Here is a 24825-nt window from a genome sequence, read left to right as displayed (position 1 = left end):
AGGGTGTGATCCGCCCTCGCCTGCATATCGCAAAAACAAAGCCGCCTCGACAGTTTCGGGGCGGCTTAGGTTTTCAGGAGATCGCTGTCACTTGTTGATGGCAGTGACGGCAAGATTGGTCATCTTGCTGTTGGCCGCTTTTTCCTGGTCGAGAATTTCGCTGAGCAGCACATGTGCTTCTTCATTGCCCAGCACCTTTGCCCATTCACGCAATGAACCGTAACGGGCGATCTCGTAATGTTCGACCGCCTGACAGGCTGCGAGCAGACCGGCATCCAGCGCCACGCCTTTGGCTTCTTCCATGATGCCTTCGGCTTCCTTGATCAGGCCATCGGTCGCATCGCATTTGACGCCTTCTGGCTTGACGTTGATGGTCTTGAACACCTTATCGAGGGTCTTGATCTGGCCCTTGGTTTCTTCCAGGTGGTGGTCAACCGCCTTTTTGAACTCGGCGCTTTTGACCGCCTTCGACACTTTGGGCAGTGCTTTTGCGATCGCGTTTTCCGCGTAGTAGACGTCTTTCAGGGTGTGCTCGAACAGTTCTGCCAGTGTTTGCATGACTTCCTCCGTTGGGTGATGGGGTATCGGTCTGAATGTGCCGATTTGGAGGCTGGAAAACGTGTCGGCGCCCTATTCGTTCCAGAACCGAATGACGTGATTTGGTTGTGTACGCTGGGTTACACCGCGCCGTAACGTAAGGTTACGTAACGCAAGGAGGCAGTGTGAAATATCTAGAAAGCGGTGTTTTGACTTAAACAACCGTTCACCACCCTGTTTGACGGAATATTTGCGTCCGCTGTGTAAGGTGACGTCAAAACAGGGAAAATAAAAAAATGAAACAACTTGCTGTCACATCGAAAATCATCAAGTCAGTCTATTTCAGCCCTGAAGACGGGCAGCTCCGTATCTGCTTCAAGAACGGAGAAGAGCGCAATTTCCGTGATGTACCGGAAGCTGAAGCCACTGCGATGTGCGCGGCACCGTCTCCCGGTCAGCATTACATCAGCAAAATCAGAACACACTATCCGCGCATCGCGGCCTGATCATCTCGGGCAATCGCTGAAACGCAAAAGGCACGCTCAGGTGTGAACCAGTAAGCGTGCCTTTTGAAGTCATTTGGCGGAAACCGCCTCTCCTCACCGCCTGGTATTAGCGGATGCGGATGTTGATGGGCGCGCGACCGTAACGTGCCGAGATATGCAGGTGTATATTGGCTTCTGGCTGGTTGTTGCGCCATGCGCGTGCACCGTGGCACAGAAGCAGATTGACCAGATCCTTGGTCTTGGCTTTTGATCTATTCAGGCCAACGTCAGCAATACGCATTGCCACCTCATGCAGAGGGTGCAAAACCGAGTTACCTCTTTGTACGGGTGCGGTTGTCATTGCTTCAGAGTAGTTTTCGTTGCTCGCCATTTTTGAACCTCGTTACGCAGAACAAGTCGAGGAAGGCACTGGCATGTCGAGAACAACGTCATGCCAGCAGTTGATAATCATTGAAGGGAAGCCCAGCAGCTGATGCCCTTCTTTTTCAATGCATTGCAGGCATTGACTGCTTTGTTCTGGTCAGTGAACCCGCCGAAGCGTGCACGGTAGACCTGAGCACCATCCTTGCTGAAAGCGACGGTGAAGGGGGTTGCGGAGTTGAGAACGTTGCCACCCTTGTCCTGTGCGTTCTGCAACAGGGCCATGGCGGAGTTCTTGTCCGGAGAAGCACCGATCTGGATAACCCAACCGGAAGCCTGGCGGGTGGAAGACGTGGTGACTTCATCAATATCAACAGCAGCAGCCTGACGGCTCTGGGCAATAGCAGCCGGTGGAACCATTGGTGCCGGTACTGGTGCCTGAGGACGGGTTGCAGCTTCCATGGCCTGTACGGCGGCACGGGACGATGTTGGTGCAAAGGCACTGGCAACTTCGTTTTCGTAACGGGCCTGTGGCAGCGGGCCGGCATTTGGCAGATCCATACGCGATGCGGCGGATGCAGCCGAAGCGGAGGCTACAGCGGTGTTACCAACATCAGCAGATGGTGTGTTGGCAATGAGGTTGCTGTTGGCGCCACGTGATGCCTTTGGCAGGTAGGTCGCAACCAGCTTGCGCATCTGTGCATCACGGCTTGCACCCGATGTACCGCCGATAACAACACCAACGATCGAACGACCATCAATCTGTACCGAGGTCACGAGGTTGAAGCCAGCTGCACGGATGTAACCGGTCTTGATGCCATCAACGCCAGCAACGTTGCCAAGCAGGCGGTTGTGGTTACCGATGGTCTGCTTGCCGAACTGGAACGAACGCGTTGAAAAGTAATGGTAATATTGTGGGTAATGCTGACGCAGCGCAATGCCAAGGCGGGCCTGGTCACGGGCTGTCGTCATCTGTGCGGTGTTTGGCAGACCGTGGGCGTTGCGGTATGTCGTGCGGGTCATGCCAAGGGCGCGTGCCTTGTTGGTCATCATGCGGGCAAAACGATCTTCCGAACCGCCAATGAACTCACCGAGAGCCGTTGCCATGTCGTTTGCAGACCGTGTCACCAGCGCCTTGATGGCCTGTTCGACGGTGACGGTGCCACCGGCACGAACGCCTAGTTTGGATGGGGGTTCCTTGGATGCATTGGCCGAAACCGGCACTTTGCTATCGAGAGAGATGCGACCTGCACTCAACGCTTCAAACGTCAGGTACAACGTCATCATCTTGGTCAGCGATGCGGGATAACGCAAGCCATCCGGATCATCGCTGTATAAAACCTTGCCGGTCTTCGCATCAATGACGATGCCAGCATATTTGGGATTTGCAGACGCCTGTTGCACAGAGCACGAGGTCGCAAAGACCGAGGCCAGCACAAACATGAAAACCTTAAGGAAAGACATCGAGGAGCCTTTTTCGGACAATACTCTAACCGTTTTTGGCACAGCTAAACTCACTATTTGCATCTTGATGTTCCGCCCGGACACATCCCCCGCCCGACCGTTCAATTTTTGTGACTTTAGTGCCACTGCGTTACCAACTGGTTTATGAAACGTATCTTTGACCGGTAAAATGAAGCTAAAATTCGCCGAAACCGTTAATTCGATTCAGGTTTTTCGCTTTGAATGCGCTGCTGCAGATAGTTAACGAGGCCGTCGTCCAATGCCTGCCATTGGTTAAGAAGGCTGACCGGAAAACGGTAGAGTACGGTGAGGTCCTGGCCTAACCGCACGTCGCGCTGGCAGTCACCACTGGTGGACGGGCGCTGCGGTGTTGGCATCAGGCAACGCACCACATAATCCGGCAAACCGTCACGTTTTGCGGTCAAAAGCACCTCGTCGCCATAACCGGCGTCCGGTTTGAAGCGGTAAAGTTTCAGCCCAAATTTGATATCCTGCGGCTCACCCTGCACCAGATGTGAATAGATGGCGTCAAACCGGCCGGACATGTCGCGCGACATGGTGCTTTGCGACAGTTGCAGGAAAATAACCGCGGTGCTGTCGGCTTTCGCATCAAACAAGTCCTGGTTTTCTTGCGTGTAACCGGCCAATTGCGGCCAGGTCAGGTACATATCGACCCGCTCGGTCTTGCCAGATTTGCGCTGGGTGTCGAATCGAATCGTATTGGCGGCCAGTCTCAAGCTGTCCTGACCGATGGAAATATCAAAATTGTCTGTTGATGTGGTATGGCCCACCGCCTTGGCGCTTTGCCCGTACCAGCCAACCGCCAGATTGGCGACAGTGGCGGCACCGGCCAGCACGGCAAGAAAGATGACGGACTTCACGAGAAACAGTCCTGAAACCAGCTTCTGTTTTTCCGGCATCCAATCTCCCCTCGCCCTTCGCTGCCTGTCTTACCGTGATGTCTGTGGCCATTTTGAGGGGCGCCAGACTTAAAATCTGCTGCGCCTCGGTTTCCCCAAAACAGGCGGCGATATCTCGCGGCTATGCCTGATACAAAAACACCCCGTCTATCCTGGGGGATAAACGGGGTGTTTGTTTAGCAAAACATGGGTTCAGACCTTATTCGTCCGATGCTTCCGTCTGGGTGTCGGTACCGTCGACAACGGCATCGGCATCAAGTTCCGATTCGACGTCATCTTCACCTTCCGGCTCGCTGATGCGCTCCACGGACACAACCTTTTCATCCTTGGCGGTTGAGAAGATCGTGACACCCTTGGTGGCGCGGCTGGCGATGCGGATGCCGTTGACCGGCACGCGGATCAGCTGGCCACCATCGGAGACGAGCATGATCTGGTCGCCGTCTTCAACCGGGAAGGCTGCAACCAGCTCACCGATCTCCGTGGTCTTGGAGGTGTCCGTTGCACGGATACCCTTGCCGCCACGGCCGGATGTGCGGAAGTCGTAGGAGGAAGAACGCTTGCCGAAGCCCTTTACAGATACCGTCAGCACGAACTGTTCGTGGTTCTTCAGGTATTCGTAACGCTCATCACTGAGCTGACCTTCTTCGGTAACTTCTTCACCCACCAGCGCAATATCGTCTTCATCGACACCGGCTGCACGGCGCTCAGTCGCGGAGCGCTTGAGGTAAGCGGCACGTTCCCAAGGCTCGGCATCCACATGGCCAACAATGGTCATGGAGATGATGCGGTCTTCTGCACCCAGCGAAATGCCACGCACACCAACCGAGTTACGGCCGGCAAACACGCGGACGTCATCGACCGGGAAGCGAATGCACTGGCCAAGCGCTGTGGTCAACAGGACGTCATCGCCCGGCTGGTTGACGACCGGATCGGAGCCACGGCAGGTTTCAACGGACAGGATTTCATCACCGTCCTCTTCCAGCTTCATGGCGATCTTGCCGTTGCGGTTCACCTGCACGAAGTCGGAAAGCTTGTTACGGCGTACCGTTCCGCGTGTGGTGGAGAACATCACATCCAGCGTTTCCCAGGTGGTTTCATCCTCTGGAAGCGGCATGATGGTGGTGATGCGTTCGCCCGGCTGCAGCGGCAACATATTAATGAGTGCCTTGCCCTTGGACTGTGGCGTGCCGACCGGCAGGCGCCAGACCTTTTCCTTGTAGACGATGCCACGTGAGGAGAAGAACAGAACCGGGGTATGGGTGTTGGCCACAAACAGACGGTTGACGAAGTCTGCATCGCGCGTTGCCATGCCGGAACGACCCTTGCCGCCGCGACGCTGCGCACGGTAGGTGGTGAGCGGCACACGCTTGATGTAACCAAGGTGCGATACGGTCACGACCATTTCTTCACGGGCGATGAGGTCTTCATCGTCCATTTCAGGACCGCCTTCGACAATCTCACTGCGACGTGGGGTGCCGAATTCGTCACGGATGGCGATCATCTCGTCCTTGACGATCTGCTGGATGCGAACCCGCGATGACAGGATTTCCAGATAATCGCGGATTTCGTCGCCGATCTTGTTCAGCTCGTCGCCGATTTCGTCACGACCAAGAGCCGTCAAACGGGCCAGGCGCAATTCAAGAATGGCGCGGGCCTGTTCTTCCGACAGGTTATAGGTCTTGTCGTCATTGATGCGGTGGCGCGGATCGTCGATCAGACGGATCAGGCTTTCCACATCTGCGGCCGGCCAGCGGCGGGTCATCAGCTCTTCACGGGCAGATGCCGGATCTGGCGCACTACGGATAACGCGGATAACCTCGTCGATATTGGCAACGGCAATGGCCATACCAACCAGGACGTGGGCGCGGTCACGGGCCTTGCGCAGCAGGTACTTGGTGCGGCGGCTGACGACGTCTTCGCGGAAGGCCACGAAGGCGCGCAGCATATCAAGAAGTGTCAGCTGCTCCGGCTTGCCGCCATTCAGCGCCACCATGTTGCAGCCAAACGAGGTCTGCAGCGGCGTGTAGCGGTAAAGCTGGTTGAGGATAACCTCGGCATTGGCGTCGCGCTTCAGCTCGACAACCACGCGGTAGCCCTGACGGTCGGACTCGTCACGAAGGTCGGAAATGCCTTCAATGCGCTTGTCCTTGACCAGTTCGGCCATCTTTTCAATCATCGTTGCCTTGTTCACCTGGTAGGGAACTTCGGTGATGATGATCTGTTCGCGGTCGCCGCGCATCGGCTCGATGGTGGCACGGCCACGCATGATAACCGAGCCACGGCCGGTTTCATAAGCGGAGCGAATGCCGGCACGGCCGAGAATGAGCGCACCAGTCGGGAAGTCCGGACCGGGGATGATCTGCATCAGGTCCAGCAGGTCAATGGCCGGATTGTCCATCAGGGCAATACAGCCGTCGATCACTTCCGACAGGTTGTGCGGCGGAATGTTGGTGGCCATACCCACCGCAATACCACCGGCGCCGTTGACCAGAAGGTTCGGGAACTTGGCGGGAACGACAACAGGCTCTTTCAGCGTGCCGTCATAGTTCTCGCGAAAATCAACCGTTTCCTTGTCCAGGTCATCCAGCAGCGCATGCGCCGACTTCTCCAGGCGGCACTCGGTGTAACGTTCAGCCGCCGGCGGGTCACCGTCGATCGAGCCGAAGTTACCCTGACCGTCGATCAGTGGCAGGCGCAAGGACCAGTCCTGCGCCATACGGGCCAGCGCATCGTAAATGGCCGAGTTGCCGTGCGGATGGAATTTACCCATCACGTCACCGGTTACACGGGCGCATTTTACGTATTTCTTGTTCCAGTCGATGCCGAGTTCCGACATGCCGAAAAGGATGCGGCGATGCACGGGTTTGAGGCCGTCACGCACATCAGGAAGAGCACGGCTAACGATAACGCTCATCGCGTAATCGAGATACGACCGCTGCATTTCTTCCATAATCGAAATCGGTTCGATTCCGGGAGGAAGTTTTCCTCCGCCAGTAGGGCTATGCTCAGTCAAATCAGATCACATTCTATTTTAAGAATCGGATGGATTTTTATAGCGGAAAGAGCCGCATAGCGCCAATTTCACGGAGAGTTTTGAACAACCTTTTGCGGCATTTGCAAGGTGAAAACGCTTTTGTGGCCTCTGGTTGAGAAAATGCGCGACAAGAAGGCGAGAGTCAGGCAGTTTTCGGGGCGAAATTCATGGCATGACGTAACGAAAGGGACACAAAATGGTTAGCGGAGAAACATTGCTCAATGCCTTGACCACCCTGCTCGTTACGCTGGACCCGCCAGGTCTGGCGCCGGTTTTCCTTGGTTTGACGGCTGGCATGACGCGCGCCCAGCGCTCTCAGGTGGCGCTGCGGGGCACGCTGATTGCCTTTGCCATTCTGGCGGTATTTGCGCTGTTTGGTGCTGCCGTGTTGCAGCTGCTTGGCATCTCGCTTGGTGCCTTCCGCATTGCCGGTGGCCTGCTGCTGTTCTGGATCGCGTTTGAGATGATTTTTGAAAAACGCCAGGAGCGCAAGGAAAAGACCTCGACCATCGCCATCACCAAGGACCACATTCATAATCTGGCGGTGTTTCCGCTGGCCATTCCGCTGATTGCCGGGCCCGGCGCCATTTCCGCAACCGTGCTGATTGCCGGTTCCATGCAGACCTATCTCGACAAGGCCATTCTCTTGGCCGTGCTCGCCTTTACGCTGCTGGTGGTCTATCTGGCGCTGGCCATTGCCGACCGCATGGACCGTTTCCTTGGCAATACCGGCCGCGCCATCCTGACCCGCCTGCTCGGCGTTATTCTGGCCGCCCTTTCGGTGCAGTTCGTGGTGGATGGGATCAAGTCAGCCTTCAATCTGGCGTGAATGGCCGTTTTGCGCCAGAAGTGGACATAGGTGGACAACGGCCATTATGGGGCTGTATTTGGTTATGCTCGTTGCAAACCAGTTTCGACCATCGTTTGCACCATGTCGGCATCACGACGCGGCGGCTCCCCGAAAAGGCGTTTGTATTCTCTGCTAAATTGCGACGTACTCTTGTAGCCCACAGCGAACGAAACAGATGCTGCGTCGGCCTCTTTCGAAACCATCCGGCGGCGGGCTTCCTGTAATCGGATATGCTTTTGGTATTGAAGCGGGCTAAGAGCGGTAACGGCCTTGAAGCGCCGGTGGAAAACGGACTCGCTCATGCCAGCAACCGCCGCCATATCCTCAATGCTGAGTTGCTCAGTGTAATGCTGGCGAATCCAACCCATCGCTCGCCGAATATGGGACAAACGGGAGTCGACACCGGCTATCTGGCGCAACATCTCCGCATGCGGGCTTAGCATCAGCCGAAACATCAATTCATGCTCTAAATGCAGGGCCATTACAGGGATTTCCTTTGGGCGCTCGCAAACTTCTAGCAGCCTTTGCCAAGCGCCGATCAGTTCGGCATTGGCCATGCTGAATGCGAAGCCCGGCTGCAATTGCAGCTCGGGTGTCACCGAAAGGTAGAGCACCACATTCATGATCACGGCGGGATCAAGATTGAGATTGATCGCCAGAAACGGCTTTTCCGGTGATGCCTCTATAATTTGGCCCATGGCGGTGATTTCGGCGGCTACGACCATGGTCTGTCCGGGGCCGTAATCGAACACCTGATCACCAATGATTGTTCTCTTGGTACCTTGCAGCACAATGGACGCCATCGGGTCATAAACCAATGCGCTCAACTCAGTTGGTTGGGTGACACTAAGGATGCTTAGCCGTGGCATGCCGGAGTATTTCACGCCAGCATGGCGTAGCGCCAGAGCGCGGATTTCATCGAGTTTGTCCATGTTTCATCATGGGCGCCTTTGCCTGAAAAGATCAATACCCCGACGGGATCAGGCAATTATTCGAAATCATCAGGCATGGCGAACGTCCTGCAAATGGCCCAGTTTCTTATCACGACAAAAAAGGAAATCGACATGACCACTCCCATCGAACTTGTCTCTGAATTTTGCAATGTCTTCACGACGGATCACGGCAGAACCGCAATCAAGCGCTGGTTCACCTCAAACACTGTTTGGAACAACGTAGGCATTGCGTCCACCACGGGCATGGATGACGCGATTGCATTCATCGAAGAACTCGAGACGTCCATGGGCATCGCTACGGTTCACATTGAAATGCTCGCGATTGCGGCAGACGGCGACCGCGTGCTTACCGAGCGGCTGGACATTTTCGAACGCGCTGACGGCAGCGAGATCGGCAGGGTGACCCTCATGGGCATCTTTGAAATCGAAGGTGATCGCATTGCCGCTTGGCGCGATTATGCGCACCCGAATTCAATGACGATGACGGCTGCCAGCTAGGCGCTGACTGTTCGCCGCACCCTCACCCTCGGAACGCGTTCGCGGGCACAGCCATTCATGTATCTATATGCGTGGTGCATCGATTTCTGCACAGCTTTTGCACCGTGCCATCTCAATAGCTTGGCTGGTGCTAAAGTCAGGTGCATCTTGGCGTCCGCTTTCACCCGATAGCGGACGTCGCTCGTTACGGCGTCATTTGGCGCTCAGCCTGATCTGCCTGCACCTTGCGTTGCACCTCCGCCTGCGCGGCCTGAATGTGCTGGCGCAAAATGGTGACGGCCTCGTCCGTATTGCGGGTGAGATAAGCGCGGTAAAGCGCCTTATAATCCGGCGCATAAAGAATGCAGCTGGCGCGCAGTTTTTCCACCATCATCAGCTGGCCATTGCCGACCGCATGGACCGTTTCCTTGGCAATACCGGCCGCGCCATTCTGACCCGCCTGCTCGGCGTTATTCTGGCTGCCCTTCCCGTGCAGTTCGTGGTGGATGGCATCAAGTCAGCATTCAATCTGGCCTGAACGGCCATTTTGCGGCAAAAGCGCCATCCCCTAATACGCGATTAATCGCTCCCTAAGCTGATTGATAGCGCGTTGAAAGACGGTTGGATCATCCATCGCCCTGGAAAGAACAATTGCACCTTGGATTGAAAGAACGGCCTCCTCCGCAAGGATGTGTGATTGCTCAGCCTCCATGCCCCGCCGAACAAGCGCTGACTGCAATGCGTCTATCCAAGCTGCGAAATAACCTCGGATAGCTTTGGCGAAGAGGTCACGAGTGTTGGAGACCGCCAAAGCACCGACGAGGCACACGCGCTCACCGGACTTGAAATATCTGTCCGTGGAATCGAGCATTTCACCGATAGCCGCATTGGCATCGCTCCCGTTGCGCAGAGGGGAATATACGGCATCCTCGAACCATCTCTCGATTTCGGCGAGTACAGCCTGGACCATCTCTTCCTTTCCGAGTGGAAAAAAATGATAGAGGCTGCCCTTGCCGAGACCGGTAGCCTTGCTGATCAAAGCAAGGCTTGCTCCTTCATAGCCATGTTCGCGGAACACTTCGGCCAATGGGGCTATGGTGTCGGACCTTTCCGCGACCATTCGTGCCATTGTTAAAGGCCCAGATCGCTGAGGCTAGCGTGGTCGTCCGGCCGACGGCCAAGAGGCCAACGGAACAAACGATCGCCTTCCGCGATTGGCATTTCGTTGATGCTTGCATGCCTGTGCGCCATCAGACCGTCCTCTGCAAATTCCCAGTTTTCGTTACCATAAGCGCGGAACCAACGCCCACTGTCGTCACGATATTCATAAGCGTAGCGAACTGCAATGCGGTTGCCAGTGAACGCCCAGAGCTCCTTGATGAGGCGGTACTCGTGCTCCTTGTTCCACTTGCGTTTCAGAAATTCCTGAGCTTCTTGCCGATTTGTCGCGAATTCAACGCGGTTGCGCCAGCGTGTGTCGAGCGTATACGCCAGAGCGACCTTGGCGGCATCGCGGGTGTTCCAACCGTCCTCGGCCAGGCGAACTTTTTCGATAGCGCTTTCAAGAGTGAATGGAGGAAGTGGAGGGCGAGACATGACAAAATCCTTTCCAAGACAACAGATTGTACCGATGAGTAATTTCTTTACTGATCGGTACAATGCTCTTCAATGGTTCGTCTGTCAAGTGGATCTTCATTTGCTTTAACGGATGTTCATTCATTGCCGAGAGCTGGTTTATCGCCGAACTGAACGTCAGGATTTTCATCTATGCCAAAGCATACGCATGAGGTGTGATGACAGCTTTCGGCCGATAGCGGACGTCGCTCGTTAGGGTGTCATTTCGCGCTCAGCCTGATCTGCCGGCACCTTGCGTTGCACCTGCGCCTGCGCGGCCAGAATATGGTCGCGCAAAATGGCGCAGGCGGTATCGCGGTCGCCGGCACGATAGGCGGCCACCAGCCGCTCATGGTCATCCAGCCAGCGGGCGGTCTCCGTTGCCAGTTGCTGATAACCTGTGGCGTGGAGAATGCAGCTGGTGCGCAGCTCCTCTATGATGGCCAGCTGGCGGTGGCGTCCGGCCGGGGCATATAATGTCTGGTGAAACAGCCAGTCACCGGCCTGCCAGCCGGGACGCCCGGCCTCCAGCGACGATTTTTTCAGCGCATAATCAATCTCAACAAGGTCTGCCGCCGTGGCTTGTTTGATGGCACGCGCCAGAAGATCACATTCCAGCATCACCCGCAGATCAAAGATTTCATCCAGGCTGTGGCGTGACAGGCTGACGACGCGTGCACTTTTGCCGGGCAGGACTTCAACGATCTTTTCGCCTGCCAGCATTTGCAGCGCATCACGCACCGGAATGCGGCTGACGCCATAAAGTGCCGCCAGTTCAACCTGCGACAGCACAGCGCCGGCCTCAAATTTTCCGCTGAGGATATCGGCGCGGATGCGGTCTGTCAGGTTCATTAAAGGGTCCTTTGCCAGCGACGTGAGCGTGGCGTGTTATCATGCGTACACATGTATACAAATGTGCAAAAAATGGATCAAGCGAATGATGTCTGGATATTGCGCTGCTCATCATCATCGGCGTTGCGCCGGGACAGGCTTTCGTGGAAAGAGTTGATCATGTCGAGAACCAGCCGCCTGTTTGAAATGCTCAGCGTTCTGCGCGCCAAACGCACGCCGGTGACTGCGCAGGACCTGGCAGACGAGCTTGGTGTTTCGCAGCGCAGTGTCTACCGCGACATTGAAACCCTGCGGCTGCTGGGTGCGCCCTTGGATGGGCAGGCTGGTGTTGGCTTTCTGCTGAAAGAGGGTTTTTTTCTTCCGCATTTTGCGTTTTCAGCCGACGAGCTGGACGCCATACGGCTGGGGCTGGAATGGGTGCAGCAACGCGCCGACCCTGCCCTTGTGCAAAGTGGTGAAAGCGCCATGGCGAAGATATTGTCGGCGCGCAGTGACAAGGCGGCATCAAGCGCCACAGCAGTGCCGTTGATGATACCGGCGACCGCGTCCGAGCGCACGGACCCGGCCCACGTTGCGGCAATGCGTGACGCGATCCGCAGGCAGATGAAGATGTCGATTGATTACAGGGATGCTGAGGGCAGCGTCACGCAGCGGACCATCTGGCCAATTGCGCTGGTTTATTTCGATGATGTGCGCATTCTGGCTTCCTGGTGCGAGCATCGCGCCAGCTTCCGCCACTTCCGGGTGGACCGGGTTAGCGCAGCGTCTGTGTTGAACGAACGGTACCCGGAGCGCCGTCCCGTGCTGATAAAACGCTGGCGCGAGCAGGATCGCGATTGGCGCTCAATGCTGACAGTTTCTGACAAACAGCCACGGTAAACCTGATGTTGAACCCACGCACGGTGTTACATCAAAGGAATAGCCATGGTTACGATCAATCAAACCGCCCTCACCGACTTCCTGTCTGCCAAGGACGATACCCCCATCGTCATGTTGAACCTTCTGCGCTTTGACTCTGATGGCGGGCGGCAGCGGCATTTCGAGTATCTTGAGATGGCAGCGCCGATCCTGGCGCGTTTTGGTGCCAAGATCCTGTTTCGCGGTGATGGCCTGCCAATCCTCACCGATGGCGACGTGAGAATGTGGGACGCAGTTCTGCTGGTGCAATATCCAAGCCGTGCCGCCTTCATGGCCATGGTGGACGACCCGGACTATCAGGTGGCGTTTCAGGTTGGCAAATCAGCCCTTGTTGACATCGTGCTGCAACCGCTGAAGCAGACTGAGGTTCCCGGCTAAAAGCAGTTCAAGGGGTGCCGCGCAGATCGTGACGACAGATCTGCGCCTGCCCCACCATTGATATCGCAGATTTTTTACCCTTGATGGCTCAAAGCGCTTCGGGATAGGTTTACGTCCATATGGACCGCTTATTGTGTGGGGAACTGCCTGACGCAGTGCCACGTCTTTCAAATCCGTTCGAAATCGATTGTGAGTAGATATGACGTTTGAAGAAAGCCTGGATTTTCTAGAAACCTATGAGCCAGACGATTTCCGATCTCTAAAAACCGCCCAGGAAAACTGGAAATCACTGATCAGCGAAGATCGTGGCAACCTTCAACGACTGTACGATATCTACTTTGCGACGATCAAAGCTTTCCTCGGTGAAGATGAAGCTTTGGCCCTTAGCGGTGTGAAGGCCTATAATTTCATTCTTGCATTTTCAGGCACGACAACTGTCGCCAGCCATGGCGGCAAGGAAGAAGCCTGGCGCATTCTGAGCGAGCGGCACGCCCAACATCTCGACCTTCTCAAACGCGCGATCGAACGGCCCAATCGTGTGGTCAGCGAGAAATTCAGCCGGACACGAACGGGAACCTGGGCGGATATCGTGACATCGATGCTCGACCTTTATTATTGGCACAAGCCTTATAGCAACCACGACGAAACGTTGCGAAGCGAAGCAGCCGTGCTGGTGCCCGCGATCTACCGGGCCTACCCAGACCATAAGAGTTTTCTGCTGCCCGACCATTTGATGTTGCATCCCAATGCAGTCACCGAGGCGGGTGAGTTGATCCGGTTCTACATCCTGGAAGAAGGCCAGCAGGAAGCGCCTCTGCTGGTGGACCTTGCTTACGATATGTTCGGGTTCCACAGCGACAAACGCAAGCCGGCCCACGCCCAATCCTCGGCAATCCTGCAGCACGCTCTCAGCGATGCATCGTCCTGGCCGGAGCAACAGCTCAAACAGGTCGTGGAGGAGGTCATCCTCACGCCTCTGGATATCCAGACATATTCTCGCCAAGAGGCTGAAGCTCTCCAGCAATCGACCATCGCCAATTACGAACGTCTGCTGCTGGAAAATAAATATGAAAGCCATCTCGGCACGTCAGCACAAACCTACCGCGAACGCGACGAAAAAACCCTTCAGGCGCATCGTGCAACCCTGACTTTGATCCAGAGTGATTTCGATGCCTGGAACAGGAAACGTCGTGACAAGGCTGTGCAGCGGCTTGCCGTTTCTGCAACAACCCGCAAGGCGTTCAAGGTTGTCGAAACGAAGCTCCCTGCCCCTTATGCTGAGCGCATTGGCGCGCTTCTCAAAGAGGCCGCAGACTATTCAAGCCGTCCGAAACTCTACCCGCCGCACAAGCCGTCGGAAAATCGGTTCAAGGATTTTGGCTTGAAGCTGTTGGTCATCGAAGAGCTTATGTACCGGCAGAAGGTGCTCACGCCGCAATTCGATATCCACCAGTTTGCCAAGGAATATGAGAAGCGGGAAATTTCCGTCGAGATTGACGGCTACGAGATCATCCCTGAGGTCGAGACCTACTTCAAAAACCTGCCCATATCGGACGAACTGCTGGCCAAGGTCGAAACACTGCATCAGTCCAGCGGATTGAACGGTGGTTCCGCGTTTATCTACCACCTCTACCCATTCTGGGACCCCGGCAGCGGCGATGAAGCCATTCCCGTGAGCAACAAGGCGATTACCGATCTTGAGCTTCTGCCAAACCTGAAATCGATCAGCGGACTGGAAAACAGCAAACCTGGTCCGAAGCTGCTGAATGCGCTTGCAGCGCGGGATATCAAGGTTTCGGCCGAAGATTAGCCTGTTGGGTGGGATTTCAACGTAAGAGCATTAGCGACGCGGTCCTGCAGTGGACGATCTTCGGCCGAAGCGGAATGTCACGACATCGCATCGGATAAACCTAATTGGAGCGCTTTGATCGAAAGCTTCAATCGGTGAAGGCTAGATGAGTTCCTGAATGATACTTTCTTACGGCCACTGCCCCACATGGATGAATCCTCCCTTGAGGTTCCCAACGCGCTGCAAATATCGGACATGCGGTGGAAAAACAGTCCACCGTATGATCTGAGGATATTACCGACGTCACGAGTTTGGCTGATGGACTGCGACTGTGCATCTGCGTCGAGGTTGGCGCTAGCGATAGCGCCGAACATATCGAGGACGGCGCAAGGGCATAGGGCGTCGCAATACTGCTAGATGCCGCAGTTCGCCGCCATTGAGGCAATAGTCTACAAAGCTGGCACGTGTTACTGGCGCGATAACGACGTCGTTTGTCACTGGATGTAGCAGGAATTGCCAAAGTACGGGTTCTAGCAGAGAGCAGCCCGCAACTACAAACTGTTCATCTCCGAAATCGATGAATACGGGAGTTTGCAGTGGAGCCCACCTGCGGAAAATTCCGGTCTTCCGGCGCGGGTCTATGTAAAGTGGATCATCTCGTAGAATGGTGGCGAATTCCACAACCGACCGAAAGGCTTCGAGATCGGTTTTGTACCGGAGGCCGTCCACGACCCAGACCATTTGTTTGTAAAACATCTCGCGAGAAAGACGCTCGTCAGGAGAAATTGGGGAGTGTTGAAGCTCTATGACGAGGCCTGTATCAGTCTTCACATCCGCAATGTGACGCTCACCGTCATCTGCATAATGGATGACTTCCTGCCAGGAATCGGGAAACACGCCTTTCCATTTTCGGTGCCATTCGGTTTCCGGTTCCCACCAGTGATCACACTCCAACTTCTGCTTATGCGACCAATGCCATATCCGGAATTGGCCGCACTTGGCGACGACGTCCATTCCGCAGTTCGGGCAACTACCACGGAGTTTTGGCTGCGCCTCTTGGCGTTCCCCATCTACTAATGCGTACCTCAATTTCATGACATATCCCCTCTCGTTCGAATGTGGCCGCGAGGTTCCGGACGATCTTTCACGATGTAAAGACCGTTGGGGTCAAAAAAGCAGTCCGTAGTCAGTAAATGCATATGTGTTTCGCCCCATTTTTTCAGGTCGAGTGTTGCCATTGAGCAACTAAAATTTGACCTGGAATTGGGCGTTTGTCGGTCGCGAGTTAGTGATTGCGAATCAAGTTTTAGCTACGAAACTGTAATATGCGCTGTTCGCAGACTGCATTTCGGCGACAATTCCTATCTGATACTCAGGATACATCCGGTTCGTCCTGACGTCGGCGGCCGATAATTTGCTCGATCAGGCGGGGTTGAGGCGTCCGGCCGAACCTATTTTCGATAAACCGTGTTTGGCTCTCATCGACAGCCCAGACAAACCGCATAGCGCCTTCGACCACCTGTCGATTGCATTCTTTCACGAGGCCCGTCTGATCTACCCGCAGTAGGTCTTTTAGAAACTGGGTGTCGTGGGACGCGATGAAAAGCAGACGGGGTCCGATTGGCAGCGCGATATGACCTTGCTCACCCTTAAGATTGTTAGAACGGATGACCGGACGATCCGATGTCATCAGTCGAGGTGCGGAAGCTGGCGTTTCCAGCACTCGCCACTCCATGTTGTTGATCTTCTTGCCTACGCTGTCATGCTCAAGAAGCGAGTGCAGTGTTTCGATCATGTACCGCTCTTTAGTGGCGAGAGGCTGACTGTCGAGGAATTTCGAGAAAGTCTCTGGATCACGCTGAGTTCTCGCTGCCTGATATGTCGCTTCGGCCTCAGCGTCAGTGCGGGAGAAGTCGTCATGCCACCACTTCCGGAATGCGTCGATGTCCTCAGGGCAGCGCAACAGCAGTGACATCATGAACCGTGTCCATGCTGTTCTGCTTTTGGCATTCCAAGGCGCGTTATGCCCATATCGGTACAGCATTTCGAGCGCATCGGCTGTCATGGTGTCAGTGGTTTTGAAATACTTCACTTCCAACTGCTGCGCTAGCTCAGGCTCGAAGCCCTTCATTTCATAAAGCCGCTCTTCGTAGCCAGTACGCTCAGGCATTTTCGCTTTAGCGACGATTTTCCCGCCGTGAACTTTCGCGAACTCGGTGACTTTGGGATCGGCCCAACGGCTCAGATAGAAAGCCGGGATATAGTGGTGTTTGGTCGGTGGATTGTCTGATTTCATGTAACTGACAGTACCAATTCGAGAAGCCTAAAACCAGTCAATGTCCTCATAGCCGGATACTCTGCCTAGCGAGCCCCTCTGGCTTTCTATCGCCTCCGTATTCCCAGAGCTTCCCACCTGATGTATACACGTATACGAATCTTGCGACAAAGGATTGACCCATGGCACATGACTATACATCCACCATCATCTGGACCGGCAATCGCGGCAGTGGCACCAGCAGTTACCGCGCCTATGACCGCACCTGGGATGTGGCCGTGCCTGGCAAGGCGGTCATTCATTGTTCCAATGATCCGTTGCTGGGTGGCGACCCCACCAAGATGAACCCGGAAGACCTGCTGCTTTCGGCTTTATCGGCCTGCCACATGTTGTGGTACCTGCATTACGCCTCTGAGGCCAAGGTGGTGGTGACGGCCTATGAGGACAGCCCTGTCGGGACAGGTGAAGTGGAAAAAAGCGGTGCCGGGCGTTTTACCTCAGCCGTGTTGCGGCCACGCATTACCGTACTTGATGGTACCGATATCGAGGTCGCGACTGCCATTCACCACCGCATTCATGAAGTGTGTTTCATCGCCCGATCGGTGAATTTTCCAGTGAGTTATGAGCCAACATTTGTGTTTGTGGCCAAGCCTGAAAGCTGAGATTGCACAGGATGTGCAGGCAATAAAAAAGCCCGGAAGCGTTTGCTTGCCGGGCTTTGTTGATGAGCGTTTTGTCGATCAGAACGGGATATCGTCGTCCATGTCGTTGGAGAAGCCGCCCGCAGGCTGGCCGCCGCGTGCACCACCACCGCCGCCGCTACGTGCTGGCTGCTGGTCGTAACCACCGCCATAACCGCCACCGGAGGAGCCGCCGCCGTAATCATTTCCGCCGCCGCCAAAGTCGCCGCCACGGCTGCCACCGCCACCACCTTCACCGCGACCATCCAGCATGGTCAACGTGGAGCCGAAGCCCTGCAGCACCACTTCGGTGGAGTAACGGTCATTGCCCGTCTGGTCCTGCCATTTGCGGGTCTGCAGCGCGCCTTCGATGTAGAGCTTGGCGCCCTTCTTGACGTATTGTTCAATAACCTTGCAAAGACCTTCGTTGAACACGACAACCGTGTGCCATTCGGTCTTTTCTTTGCGTTCACCGCTGTTGCGGTCACGCCAGGTTTCGGAGGTGGCAATACGAAGATTGGCAATTGGGCGTCCGTCCTGGGTGCGGCGAATTTCCGGGTCCGCCCCAACATTACCGATCAAAATTACCTTGTTTACACTGCCTGCCATCTCGTTATCCTTGCTCCGTGCATTTTGCCCGGAAAACTTTCTTTTCTAAAACTGGTGAGATCATAGACCATAGAGGTGGCCAATGGGCACCTTTACCGCCACACAATCCACAAGGAATGTTTGCATACAATTCACCGGGATTGCTTTCACGTCAAGTTTGTTCTTTCTTTGTTCCAATAAATCTCTATTATCCAGCGGAACAGAATCGAAAAGCAGCTATTCCATACGATTAAACTCGACACTGGGCTTGGCCGCACTACATAAGTGCCCGACCCTGCCCGCCAACATATATTCCGAGCCTTGTCATGAGCGAACTGAAAACGATTTCCATCCGTGGTGCACGAGAACATAACCTGAAAGGGATTGATCTCGACCTGCCGCGCAACAAGCTGATCGTGATGACGGGACTGTCCGGCTCCGGAAAATCATCGCTGGCATTTGACACCATCTATGCCGAGGGGCAGCGCCGCTACGTGGAAAGCCTGTCGGCTTACGCGCGCCAGTTTCTGGAAATGATGCAGAAACCGGATGTGGACCTGATCGAGGGTCTGTCGCCGGCCATTTCCATCGAGCAGAAAACCACCTCGCGCAACCCGCGCTCGACGGTGGGCACCGTGACCGAAATCTACGACTATATGCGCCTGCTGTTTGCGCGTGTGGGCGTGCCCTATTCGCCAGCCACCGGCCTGCCGATTGAAAGCCAGACGGTGAGCCAGATGGTGGACCGTATTCTGGCGTTTGAGGAAGGCACCCGTCTTTATATTCTGGCGCCAATCGTGCGCGGCCGCAAAGGCGAATATAAAAAGGAAATGGCCGAGCTGCAGAAAAAGGGCTTTCAGCGCGTCAAGGTCGATGGCCAGTTCTATGAAATTGCCGATGTGCCGGCGCTGGACAAGAAATACAAACACGACATTGACGTGGTGGTGGACCGTGCGGTGGTGCGCGCCGATATGGCAAGCCGTCTGGCAGACAGCCTTGAGACATGTCTGCGGCTGGCCGATGGGTTGGCGATTGCCGAATTTGCCGACAAGCCGCTGCCAGCCGAGGAAACATCGGCCGGTGGTTCTGCCAACAAATCCCTGAACGAGACCCATGAGCGGGTGCTGTTTTCGGAAAAATTTGCCTGCCCGGTGTCCGGTTTTACCATTCCGGAAATCGAGCCGCGGCTGTTTTCCTTCAACAACCCGTTTGGTGCCTGCCCAACCTGTGACGGTCTGGGGTCGCAGCAGAAGGTGGATGAAAATCTGATCGTGCCGGAACCAAACCGCACGCTCAAAGACGGCGCGATTGCCCCTTGGGCAAAATCGACCTCACCTTATTATAACCAGACGCTGGAAGCGCTGGGCAAAGCCTTCGGTTTCAAGCTGTCCAGCCGCTGGTCGGACCTGTCGTCGGCGGCCAAGGGCGCCATTTTGCAGGGCACCGAAGACAAGATCGAATTCCAGTATGAAGATGGCGCACGCTCCTACAAGACCGTGAAGAATTTCGAAGGCATCGTGCCGAACCTCGAACGCCGCTGGAAGGAAACCGACAGCGCCTGGGCGCGTGAGGATATCGAGCGTTACATGTCGGCCGCACCCTGCCCGGCCTGCGCCGGTTACCGCCTGAAGCCGGAAGCGCTGGCAGTGAAAATCAACAAGCTGCATATTGGCGAAGTCACGCAGATGTCGATCCGCACGGCGCGCGACTGGTTTGAAGTTCTGCCTGAGACGCTGAGCGCCAAGCAGAATGAAATTGCCGTACGCATTCTCAAGGAAATCCGCGAACGTCTGCGCTTCCTCAATGATGTGGGGCTGGATTATCTCAGCCTGTCGCGCAATTCCGGCACGCTATCGGGTGGTGAAAGCCAGCGTATTCGTCTGGCATCGCAGATCGGCTCGGGCCTGACGGGTGTTCTTTACGTGCTGGACGAGCCATCGATTGGCCTGCACCAGCGCGACAATGCCCGCCTGCTTGATACGTTGCAGCACCTGCGTGACATCGGCAATACGGTGATTGTGGTGGAGCATGACGAAGATGCCATCATGACCGCCGATTATGTGGTCGATATTGGCCCGGCCGCCGGTATTCACGGTGGTGAGGTCATTGCCCAGGGCAGCCCTGAAGCCGTGATGAACAACCCCAATTCGCTGACCGGTAAATATCTGTCGGGTGAAATGGGTGTGCCTGTGCCGGCGGAACGCCGCAAGCCGAAAAAGGGCAAGGAAATCAAGGTGGTTGGCGCACGCGGCAACAACCTGAAAAATGTCACGGCCTCCGTGCCGCTTGGCGTGTTTACGGCGGTCACCGGTGTGTCCGGCGGTGGCAAGTCCACCTTCCTGATCGAGACTTTGTACAAGTCTGCGGCACGCCGCGTGATGGGTGCACGCGAAATTCCGGCCGAACATGACCGTATCGATGGCCTCGAATTCATCGACAAGGTGATCGATATCGACCAGTCGCCGATTGGCCGCACACCACGCTCCAACCCGGCCACCTATACCGGTGCGTTTACGCCAATCCGTGACTGGTTTGCCGGTCTGCCAGAGGCCAAGGCGCGCGGTTACCAGCCGGGCCGTTTTTCGTTCAACGTCAAGGGCGGTCGCTGCGAGGCCTGCCAGGGCGACGGCGTCATCAAGATTGAAATGCACTTCCTGCCGGACGTGTATGTGACCTGCGACGTCTGCCACGGCAAACGTTATAACCGCGAAACGCTCGACGTGACCTTCAAGGGCAAGTCGATTGCCGACGTGCTGGACATGACGGTTGAGGAAGGTGTCGAGTTCTTCTCCGCGGTTCCGGCGGTGCGGGACAAGCTGCAGTCGCTGTTTGATGTGGGCCTTGGTTACATCAAGGTCGGCCAGCAGGCCAACACGCTGTCTGGCGGTGAAGCGCAGCGCGTGAAACTGGCCAAGGAGCTGTCGAAACGCTCCACCGGCCGCACGCTTTATATTCTCGACGAGCCGACCACCGGCCTGCACTTCCACGACGTCGCCAAGCTCCTGGAAATGCTGCATGAGCTGGTCAATCAGGGCAACTCCGTTGTTGTTATCGAGCACAATCTCGAGGTCATCAAGACCGCCGACTGGGTGATTGATATCGGCCCTGAGGGCGGTACCGGCGGTGGTGAAGTGGTTGCAACCGGCACACCGGAAACCATTGTCAAGGAAGAGCGCTCCTATACCGGCCACTTCCTGAAGGAGCTTCTGGAACGCAGACCGGGCAAAACCCGGGTGGCGGCAGAATAAGGGGAATTGTCATGACGGCTTCATCTGGCACGATCAGAACCGGCATTGGTGGCTGGACCTTCGATCCGTGGGAAGGCACTTTTTATCCGGAAAAACTGGCCAAGAAACGGCAGCTGGAACATGCCAGCCGCCAGTTGAGCGCCATTGAGGTCAATGGCACCTATTATGGCAGCCAGAAGCCGGCAACCTTTGCCAAATGGGCCTCGGAAGTGCCAAACGGTTTTGTGTTTTCGCTGAAAGCCAGCCGTTATGTCACCAACCGCAAGGTGCTGGCGGAAGCCGGTGACTCCATGGAAAAGTTCCTGACGCAGGGTCTGACCGAGCTTGGTGACCATCTTGGTCCAATCCTGTGGCAGTTTGCGCCAACCAAGAAGTTCGAGCCGGATGATTTTGCGGCGTTTCTGGCACTGCTGCCGCAAAAGCAGGACGGACTTACTTTGCAGCACGTGGTGGAGGTGCGCAACGAAACCTTCATGGCGCCAGAGTTCATCGACCTTCTGGCCAAACATAAGGTGGCGGTTGTCTGCGCCGACCATCACGATTATCCGCTGCTGCCAGATGTGACGGCTGATTTTGTCTATTGCCGCCTGCAAAAGGGCGAGGACGATATCAAGACCTGTTACCCGGAAAAGGACATCAAGGATTGGGCTGGCCGGTTGAAAACCTATGCGGCGGGCGGTGTGCCCGATGACCTGCCGCTGGTGGCACCAGACCGCAAACCGGAACAGAAAAAGCGCGACGTCTTTGCCTTCTTCATCACCGGCGGCAAGGTCAATGCACCGAATGGTGCTCAATACTTGGCCAAGCAGGTTTGATGGTTGATAGTGGGTGATGCCTCATCGGCGGCATGAACCCCTCACCTGAAAAATCTATCACTTAGCAAGCTAAGGTGATGATTTTTCTTCCTCTCCCACAAGGGAGGAAAGGGCGCTGAGTGATGCTCCACCCTCCCTCTTCCCTGTGCTCGGGCTTTGCCCAAGGGATGTCACAGGGATCCAGTCATTCCCACTCTTGGGGATGGGAGAGTCTATTTGTCGCGCCGACGCGCTCCGCTGGATGCCTGTGACAAGCACGAGGCATGAGGGCTGGGTGTTGGGACTGTTGGAGCTAAACAGGAAGCGTCGTGCAAGCACATGACCCCTCACCTGAAAAATCTATGACTTGGCTGAAGCCAAGACCATGATTTTTCGTCCTCTCCCCCAGGCGTAGAGGAAAGGCGCCACTACCCCAACCTCAACCAGCAGCTTTCAGCGATGTGGCCTCGAAGTCGATTGCAGCGAAGGCGGCTTCGATAACCTCTGGCCCCGCGCCCGGCTTGGTGGCGTCTGACGACAGGATCTGGCGGAAGCGGCGTGCGCCGGCAAAACCCTGGAACAGGCCAACCATGTGGCGGGTGACGTGGTTGAGGCGACCGCCAGTGGCGATATAGTCGGCTGCAAACGTCATCATGGTCTGGCAAATCTGCTGCCAGTCCGGTGCTACAGCCGGTTTGCCATAGATGACGTGGTCGACATCGCCAAGAATATTGGTGTTGTGGTAGGCCGCGCGGCCCAGCATAACGCCATCGACGTGCTCAAGATGTTTGCTGGCCTGAGCGAGATCGGAAATGCCGCCATTGATGCCGATGAAGGTGTTCGGATTTGCCGCTTTCATCGCATAGACCAGGTCATAGTCCAGCGGCGGAATTTCGCGGTTTTCCTTTGGTGACAGGCCCTGCAGCCAGGCTTTTCGGGCGTGAACCCAGATGGCATCGGCACCGGCCTCGATTATGCGGCTTATAAAATCCGGCAACACATCTTCGGGGATCTGGTCATCCACGCCAATGCGGCACTTTACGGTAACAGGCAGGTCCGTCACCGCTTTCATGGCCGACACGCAGCGCTGCACGGTTTCTGGTTCACGCATCAGGCAGGCGCCAAATGTGCCGGACTGGACGCGGTCCGATGGGCAGCCAACGTTGAGGTTGATCTCGTTGTAGTTGTATTCCAGCGCAATTTTGGTGGCTGCGGCCAGTTTCTCCGGCGCAGAACCGCCCAGTTGCAAGGCAACCGGATTTTCCGCATCATGATGGCTCAGCAGCTTTTCCTGCCGGCCGTGGATGATGGCATCGGCAACAATCATCTCCGTATACAGCAGCGCATGATGCGACATCTGACGGTGCAGATATCTGCAAAATTTGTCAGTCCAATCGATCATAGGTGCAACGGCGAAGGTTTTTTCGCGGTTAAGATACTGATTTTTCATTATTTTCCAAAGTCGTGCCAAAGCGCTGGACAGGCCGCGCTACGATGTTTGGCCACTGTCTAACACAGCTCAGGCCTTGAATCCAATGAAAGGATAATTGGCGTGGTTTCCACCGGGATCACCATGTGGTTACCGGTATGGTCGCAAAATTTTCGGTTGAGTGGTGGAATTATTCCACTCTACCTAAAATTGGATATTGATTTTTCCAAATAACCTTTGCTAGAAACCTGTCGTATATTGCATCATGTTTTTAGGTATTGCTTTTTTAGCAGCGTCCACCCCGGCCTTTTGGCTGGGGTTTTTGCTTTTAAGGGCGTGCGATGAGAAACAATATCCGGATAACGACCTGTCAGAAGCTGCGTAGCGACTGCGACAGCGCAGTGCTGATAAGGGTGTTGGCGTAAAAGCCTGATGACAGGATGATGGCAAAGGCGGCAAGTGCCGGGCCCCAGTCGCGCAGAACCGTTGCGGTCCATGATCTGGACTTGGAACGGGCTGCATCGATAAGCGACTTCATGGTTGCCATACCCTGAGAAATTTGGGATCTGGCGGAACAACCCGCAGGCTGTAAAAAGGTTCCGATAATTCTGCGCGGTTGCAAATGATGTGTTTGCTGACCGGAGTTTTTACCCCGCCCCCGTGATGTGACGGGCGGGGGTATGGTGATGTTGGCCGTTATTAGCGGCCGCGCGCCGAGACTTACGAGACCAGCACTGGCTCGTGCTGAACGCGGAAGATGACATTGCCGGCACCGGCGATATCGCTTGCAACGTTAATTGCGCGGTAAAGGTCCTGCCGGGTTTCCACCGTTCCGCTCAATACAACGCAGCCGCCTTCAACCGTGACAACGATATTTGTACCGGAGAAGTTTGGCAGATAGTGCAGTTCTTCCTCGATTGCGGCGCAACGGGCCGTGAGATTTCCGCCAGCGCCAAAGCTGAAGGCATTGGTATCGTGAAGAGTGCTCAAAAACATCGCGTGGCTCCAATTCAAAGATGAACGTCAGATGAATGAACTGTTATCTTACATTCATGTTCCGTTCAGAATCTTAAAAATTTACGGTTTTTACGCAAAAGTGAACGGTATGTTACAAAGCCGCAGCGCGGTAATAACGCGGAACTTGATTTCGCGTTGCAGC

The 24825-nt window shown here is 55.5% G+C and carries 24 protein-coding genes and 1 pseudogene; 10 read left to right on the top strand and 15 right to left on the bottom strand.

Annotated features, from left to right (window positions below; genetic code table 11):
• Positions 1 to 87: 87 nt before the first annotated feature.
• Entirely contained in the window at positions 88 to 558 is a 471-nt protein-coding gene (locus tag PYL13_RS10405) for a YciE/YciF ferroxidase family protein (protein WP_192491071.1), read from the bottom strand.
• Between the two features lie 275 nt (positions 559 to 833).
• Here PYL13_RS10405 and PYL13_RS10400 point away from each other — a divergent pair, with 275 nt between their 5' ends.
• Positions 834 to 1043, top strand: a complete 210-nt coding sequence (locus tag PYL13_RS10400) for a KTSC domain-containing protein (protein WP_192491072.1) — start codon at positions 834 to 836, stop codon at positions 1041 to 1043.
• Positions 1044 to 1149: 106 nt separating this feature from the next.
• Here PYL13_RS10400 and PYL13_RS10395 read toward each other — a convergent pair whose 3' ends face one another.
• The 4 genes from PYL13_RS10395 to gyrA form a co-directional block, all read right to left on the bottom strand.
• On the bottom strand, positions 1150 to 1413 hold the full coding sequence (locus tag PYL13_RS10395) for a hypothetical protein (RefSeq protein ID WP_192491073.1): 264 nt from the start codon (positions 1411 to 1413) through the stop codon (positions 1150 to 1152).
• 77 nt (positions 1414 to 1490) lie between these two features.
• A complete protein-coding gene (locus PYL13_RS10390; RefSeq protein WP_409515531.1) occupies positions 1491 to 2867 on the bottom strand; it encodes a D-alanyl-D-alanine carboxypeptidase in 1377 nt (458 codons plus the stop codon).
• Between the two features lie 194 nt (positions 2868 to 3061).
• A complete protein-coding gene (locus PYL13_RS10385) occupies positions 3062 to 3787 on the bottom strand; it encodes a hypothetical protein (RefSeq protein ID WP_275641259.1) in 726 nt (241 codons plus the stop codon).
• A 199-nt stretch (positions 3788 to 3986) separates the two neighbouring features.
• Complete coding sequence (gene gyrA, locus PYL13_RS10380) at positions 3987 to 6800, bottom strand: DNA gyrase subunit A (protein ID WP_275641258.1); 2814 nt, start codon at positions 6798 to 6800, stop codon at positions 3987 to 3989.
• 217 nt (positions 6801 to 7017) lie between these two features.
• Between gyrA and PYL13_RS10375 the strand changes: the two genes are divergently transcribed.
• Positions 7018 to 7650, top strand: coding sequence for a MarC family protein (locus tag PYL13_RS10375; RefSeq protein ID WP_192491077.1), 633 nt, complete (start codon positions 7018 to 7020; stop codon positions 7648 to 7650).
• A 62-nt stretch (positions 7651 to 7712) separates the two neighbouring features.
• On the opposite strand, the gene PYL13_RS10370 is transcribed toward PYL13_RS10375, so the two are convergent.
• Positions 7713 to 8603, bottom strand: coding sequence for an AraC family transcriptional regulator (locus PYL13_RS10370; RefSeq protein WP_275641257.1), 891 nt, complete (start codon positions 8601 to 8603; stop codon positions 7713 to 7715).
• Positions 8604 to 8735: 132 nt separating this feature from the next.
• Here PYL13_RS10370 and PYL13_RS10365 point away from each other — a divergent pair, with 132 nt between their 5' ends.
• Together PYL13_RS10365 and PYL13_RS10360 are read left to right on the top strand one after the other, a co-directional pair.
• Positions 8736 to 9122, top strand: a complete 387-nt coding sequence (locus PYL13_RS10365) for a limonene-1,2-epoxide hydrolase family protein (protein ID WP_275641256.1) — start codon at positions 8736 to 8738, stop codon at positions 9120 to 9122.
• 376 nt (positions 9123 to 9498) lie between these two features.
• Positions 9499 to 9639, top strand: a pseudogene (locus PYL13_RS10360) (MarC family protein); the annotation flags it as partial.
• A gap of 30 nt (positions 9640 to 9669) precedes the next feature.
• On the opposite strand, the gene PYL13_RS10355 reads toward PYL13_RS10360, so the two are convergent.
• The 3 genes from PYL13_RS10355 to PYL13_RS10345 form a co-directional block, all read right to left on the bottom strand.
• The gene (locus tag PYL13_RS10355) at positions 9670 to 10230 is read right to left on the bottom strand and encodes a TetR/AcrR family transcriptional regulator (RefSeq protein ID WP_275641255.1); all 561 of its coding nucleotides are present in this window, start codon (positions 10228 to 10230) and stop codon (positions 9670 to 9672) included.
• A gap of 2 nt (positions 10231 to 10232) precedes the next feature.
• Positions 10233 to 10697, bottom strand: coding sequence for a nuclear transport factor 2 family protein (locus PYL13_RS10350; RefSeq protein WP_275641254.1), 465 nt, complete (start codon positions 10695 to 10697; stop codon positions 10233 to 10235).
• 231 nt (positions 10698 to 10928) lie between these two features.
• Positions 10929 to 11567 carry a GntR family transcriptional regulator gene (locus PYL13_RS10345; protein ID WP_275641253.1) on the bottom strand — a complete coding sequence of 213 codons (639 nt, stop codon included), beginning with the start codon at positions 11565 to 11567 and terminating at the stop codon, positions 10929 to 10931.
• Positions 11568 to 11726: 159 nt separating this feature from the next.
• Between PYL13_RS10345 and PYL13_RS10340 the strand changes: the two genes are divergently transcribed.
• The 3 genes from PYL13_RS10340 to PYL13_RS10330 all read left to right on the top strand — a co-directional run bounded on the left by PYL13_RS10340 (position 11727) and on the right by PYL13_RS10330 (position 14673).
• On the top strand, positions 11727 to 12446 hold the full coding sequence (locus PYL13_RS10340; RefSeq protein ID WP_275641252.1) for a helix-turn-helix transcriptional regulator: 720 nt from the start codon (positions 11727 to 11729) through the stop codon (positions 12444 to 12446).
• A 45-nt stretch (positions 12447 to 12491) separates the two neighbouring features.
• A complete protein-coding gene (locus PYL13_RS10335) occupies positions 12492 to 12863 on the top strand; it encodes a DUF1330 domain-containing protein (protein ID WP_275641251.1) in 372 nt (123 codons plus the stop codon).
• A gap of 199 nt (positions 12864 to 13062) precedes the next feature.
• The gene (locus PYL13_RS10330; RefSeq protein WP_275641250.1) at positions 13063 to 14673 is read left to right on the top strand and encodes a DUF6892 domain-containing protein; all 1611 of its coding nucleotides are present in this window, start codon (positions 13063 to 13065) and stop codon (positions 14671 to 14673) included.
• A gap of 333 nt (positions 14674 to 15006) precedes the next feature.
• Here the strand turns inward: PYL13_RS10330 and PYL13_RS10325 are convergent, their stop codons facing one another.
• Both PYL13_RS10325 and PYL13_RS10320 read right to left on the bottom strand, forming a co-directional pair.
• Positions 15007 to 15747, bottom strand: a complete 741-nt coding sequence (locus PYL13_RS10325) for a competence protein CoiA (RefSeq protein WP_275641249.1) — start codon at positions 15745 to 15747, stop codon at positions 15007 to 15009.
• Positions 15748 to 16024: 277 nt separating this feature from the next.
• Positions 16025 to 16948, bottom strand: a complete 924-nt coding sequence (locus PYL13_RS10320) for a DUF4238 domain-containing protein (RefSeq protein WP_275641248.1) — start codon at positions 16946 to 16948, stop codon at positions 16025 to 16027.
• A 161-nt stretch (positions 16949 to 17109) separates the two neighbouring features.
• On the opposite strand from PYL13_RS10320, the gene PYL13_RS10315 reads away from it, so the two are divergent.
• A complete protein-coding gene (locus PYL13_RS10315) occupies positions 17110 to 17589 on the top strand; it encodes an OsmC family protein (protein ID WP_275641247.1) in 480 nt (159 codons plus the stop codon).
• 78 nt (positions 17590 to 17667) lie between these two features.
• Here PYL13_RS10315 and PYL13_RS10310 read toward each other — a convergent pair whose 3' ends face one another.
• The gene (locus PYL13_RS10310; RefSeq protein ID WP_192491087.1) at positions 17668 to 18216 is read right to left on the bottom strand and encodes a single-stranded DNA-binding protein; all 549 of its coding nucleotides are present in this window, start codon (positions 18214 to 18216) and stop codon (positions 17668 to 17670) included.
• 305 nt (positions 18217 to 18521) lie between these two features.
• Here PYL13_RS10310 and uvrA point away from each other — a divergent pair, with 305 nt between their 5' ends.
• Entirely contained in the window at positions 18522 to 21443 is a 2922-nt protein-coding gene (gene uvrA, locus PYL13_RS10305) for an excinuclease ABC subunit UvrA (RefSeq protein ID WP_192491088.1), read from the top strand.
• 11 nt (positions 21444 to 21454) lie between these two features.
• The gene (locus tag PYL13_RS10300; RefSeq protein WP_275641246.1) at positions 21455 to 22258 is read left to right on the top strand and encodes a DUF72 domain-containing protein; all 804 of its coding nucleotides are present in this window, start codon (positions 21455 to 21457) and stop codon (positions 22256 to 22258) included.
• A 418-nt stretch (positions 22259 to 22676) separates the two neighbouring features.
• Here PYL13_RS10300 and dusA read toward each other — a convergent pair whose 3' ends face one another.
• From dusA to PYL13_RS10285, 3 genes are all read right to left on the bottom strand, one after another.
• A complete protein-coding gene (dusA, locus tag PYL13_RS10295) occupies positions 22677 to 23687 on the bottom strand; it encodes a tRNA dihydrouridine(20/20a) synthase DusA (protein WP_275641245.1) in 1011 nt (336 codons plus the stop codon).
• A gap of 349 nt (positions 23688 to 24036) precedes the next feature.
• Positions 24037 to 24204, bottom strand: coding sequence for a hypothetical protein (locus tag PYL13_RS10290; RefSeq protein WP_192491156.1), 168 nt, complete (start codon positions 24202 to 24204; stop codon positions 24037 to 24039).
• Between the two features lie 182 nt (positions 24205 to 24386).
• Positions 24387 to 24662 carry a BON domain-containing protein gene (locus PYL13_RS10285; RefSeq protein WP_192491157.1) on the bottom strand — a complete coding sequence of 92 codons (276 nt, stop codon included), beginning with the start codon at positions 24660 to 24662 and terminating at the stop codon, positions 24387 to 24389.
• Positions 24663 to 24825 lie beyond the last annotated feature (163 nt).

Origin of the sequence: Agrobacterium sp. Azo12 (genome assembly GCF_029193765.2) — a bacterium.
In the GTDB taxonomy this organism is placed as follows: Bacteria; Pseudomonadota; Alphaproteobacteria; order Rhizobiales; family Rhizobiaceae; genus Agrobacterium.
Note: the sequence above shows the minus strand (reverse complement) of the source record. Positions and strands in the feature narration are given on the sequence as shown.